Source organism: Flavobacterium sp. (assembly GCF_043720215.1).
Taxonomy (GTDB): domain Bacteria; phylum Bacteroidota; class Bacteroidia; order Flavobacteriales; family Flavobacteriaceae; genus Flavobacterium.
Map to the genome: position 1 here is coordinate 1 of NZ_JAYSSZ010000198.1, position 3,206 is coordinate 3,206.

The window sequence follows — 3,206 nt, forward strand, 5'->3', positions numbered from 1 at the left end:
GAAAGCTTGCCTAGTGGAGAAAGAGGCCTATATTTAAGGCAAAATGGTCTATACTCATCACAAGTTTCAGCCTGGAGAAAAAACATGAAAAATAACGAAGCACCTAAATCGGTTAAAGACGAAAACGCTCAATTAAAAAAGGAAAATGAAAGGCTTACTAAACGAAATGCCACACTTGAAGGTTTAATTGAGATTCAAAAAAAAATGGCAAATTTATTAGAAGAAGCCCAGAAGAAAGAGTAATGTCAATGGAACTAATAAATGCAAACGCATCCGTCTATGCGATAGATGAACTCTGTGAAGTCCTGGATATTTCCAGGGCAACATTTTATAGATTTAATGAGAATAAAGATGTTGTTAAAACAATTAAAATTTGCCCATACAATGAGAGAAAAGTTTCTGAAAAGGAAAAAGCCATCGTTCTTGCCTTGCTAAATTGCGATGAAAATATTGACAAATCGCCAAAACAGATTTTCTATGAACTTTTTAACAAAGGCATCTATATTTGTAGCTTATCTAGCTTTTACCGTATTTTAAAGGAATGTGATGCTTCTGTAGAGCGAAGAAAATTACGCAGGTCCAGTTTTTTTTCCAGACCAGAATTAATTGCTACAGCACCTAATCAAGTTTGGTCATGGGATGTATCAAAATTATTGTGTACAGAAAAATTGAAATACTATTACCTCTATGTTATCATCGACATATACAGTAGATATGTCGTTGGCTGGACTGTAGCGGAAAGTGAATTATCGGAAATAGCGCTAGATTTATTTCAGCAAACTTTTAAGAAACAACATATTAATGAACAAAAGTTACTAGTCGTACATTCTGACAATGGAGCAATCATGAAATCTGATTTGCTTTTGGAAACATATGATAAATTGAACATCACAAGAAGCTTAAATAGACCGTATGTTTCTAATGACAACCCTTTTTCAGAAGCAAATTTTAAAACTTTAAAGTATTCTCCAGGTTACCCAATTCATTTTGAATCAATGGAAAAAGCTGACGCATTTTTAACTACTTTTTACAAATGGTATAACGAAGAGCATTTCCATAGTGGAATTAAATGCCTCACACCTATGGATGTACATTACGGAACACAAATACAAACAATTGAAAAGAGAAAGATTGTTATGAATGAAGCTAAAAAGAAAAATCCAAATAGATTTTTAGGAAACCAAAGTACACCTTGCATTTTTAATGAGCCTGTTTATATTAACAAGCCCATAGATAATGTAAGTTAAGTTTTGTCTCATTGTTACTGAAAATTTCCGCATGTTCATCAATCGAACATGGTGAACTTGGTGAGCACCATTTAACATTAATTGATTATAATGAGTTTTAAGAGTATACTTTTGGTAATGTGCAAATAAAAACTAATTTATTCGTGAGGGCTTACAAATGAAACTAAAGGTAATTTTCAATGGTCTTAAACCAAAGATAGCACTGCTAGTTATTTTTTTAGTAAGCGGGGGTATTTTTATTTTAAGCTCCTGTGGCGGCGGCGGTGGGTCTAGTAGCTCTTCGACAACAACTGCTATATCGGCCCCTACCGGTGTGGCGCTGAGCGGATTAAGCACTACGACCGTAGGAAGTTTTACTTTTACTTCTTCAAGTAAAATTAAAGTCGACTGGGTAGAGCCGGTTGGGGTAACGATTGATCATTATAAGATTGAAGCTGTGGATGATACAGGAGGTGCGACGATCTCAGAAACTGTTGCTTCAGGAGTAACAACACTTACTTTGGAAGATTTAAAAGCAGATACAACATATTCTATAACGGTAACTGCTTATGGCAATGCAAGTGAAAGTGTTAAAGCATCTGCAGCCATTGTCACCACAAAAACTTCAACAGAGTATTGGCAATTACAAGGTAGTGGAAATACTGTTTCTAATTTAACAAAAATTGTCAGTGATGGTAATGCACGAATTAGCGCTACAAGAATTGGGTCTGAAGCTGGTGGCATTACAGCAAATCATATTCAATTATATTATGGGCCAAGTGGCACGAGTGGCACTTCACTTCTGATACCTGCGTTATCAAATAGCGCTGTAGATGGAACAAATATTACATCTTACACTAGCTTTACTTCATCAATGAGTGGCTCTAGTGCTACTGCTGGATTAGCCTCACCTTCGACCGGAGTTGGAAATATTTTGGCTGTATTGACGGGTCAAGGCGTACCACTTTCTTCTAGTATGGGTGGCAATATTCGTTTATTTTTTGAAGCCAATGGTACTGATGGTAAAGCAAGAATTTTTAGTGTGGATAGTGTCGATGGGTATATTGGTCACGACTTTAATACTGGCACGAGCAAAGTCTGTATTACTACAGCAGATTATTCGACAGGTGGTGGTTGTAAATTTACAATAGAATTAGGGGTAGAAGGCGATAGCGAAAAAGCGAACTTAAAAATATCGAATGCGCGTCAACACAAAGTAGGCTGGCCTACTTTAACAGATTGGCGTTGGGATGGTGCAACGGGAACATTTATGGTTTTCACGACGGATTCTGTTTCAGGTTGTACGACCGCTAGAATGAATCATGGATATGCTATTTGGGATGGTAGTAAATGGGTTGTGCAGTATGAAACAAGCGGTTGTCCAAAACTATTCAATAATGCCCAAGCTGCATTTCCTATGCATATCGGTGGAAAAAAATATAAGATGTATTATTCTGACCCTTCGATTACTTCCGGTAGAATTGAAGGCTCCCCATTGCCATTTCCTGGCCCCAAAAACTTAATCTATTCGGATGGTGGTTTAACAAGCACTGCACAAGTAGATTTTGAAGATTGGGAGAGTCAGACGAAAGCCCGCGATGTAGTTTTTATTTGGCCTGATAACAGTATGTTAAATGCCAAAGAAGAAGGATACATTGATGATTATCACTTCTTAACACCAACAGGTGATTTGTCAATCCAAGTTATGTACTTGGCAATTACTGATGGTTCGATACCACCGTTAGCTTCTTCAGCAATTTTATTAAACCCCTAAGAAAAAAACAATAAACTTAAATTTCGCAGTAGAGACAAAGCAATGCCTTGTCTTATACGCACCAACTTAAGGAAAAAGTAGCTTGAAAGTTATTAGTGTATTTCCGCACATTACTTTTTTAGTTAAATTTCACTAAATAATCTTGTCTGGGAGCGCGGACAACTTGTCCGCATAGGCAAATTGTTTAATTTTTCTGCTGAAAGCAA

The 3,206-nt window shown here is 36.6% G+C and carries 2 protein-coding genes and 1 pseudogene; all 3 read left to right on the forward strand.

Annotated elements, in window-relative coordinates; translation table 11 throughout:
- Positions 1 to 243, forward strand: a pseudogene (locus ACHZC3_RS09100) (hypothetical protein); the annotation flags it as partial.
- A gap of 5 nt (positions 244 to 248) precedes the next feature.
- A complete protein-coding gene (locus ACHZC3_RS09105) occupies positions 249 to 1,247 on the forward strand; it encodes an IS3 family transposase (RefSeq protein WP_394759554.1) in 999 nt (332 codons plus the stop codon).
- A gap of 157 nt (positions 1,248 to 1,404) precedes the next feature.
- On the forward strand, positions 1,405 to 3,000 hold the full coding sequence (locus tag ACHZC3_RS09110; RefSeq protein ID WP_394759555.1) for a fibronectin type III domain-containing protein: 1,596 nt from the start codon (positions 1,405 to 1,407) through the stop codon (positions 2,998 to 3,000).
- Positions 3,001 to 3,206: the final 206 nt, after the last annotated feature.

Excerpts from the sequence above, each read along its gene's own strand:
- ACHZC3_RS09110 (WP_394759555.1), top strand. The coding sequence starts at position 1,405 with ATGAAACTAAAGGTAATTTTCAATGGTCTTAAACCAAAGATAGCACTG.
- ACHZC3_RS09105 (WP_394759554.1), top strand. The coding sequence starts at position 249 with ATGGAACTAATAAATGCAAACGCATCCGTCTATGCGATAGATGAACTC.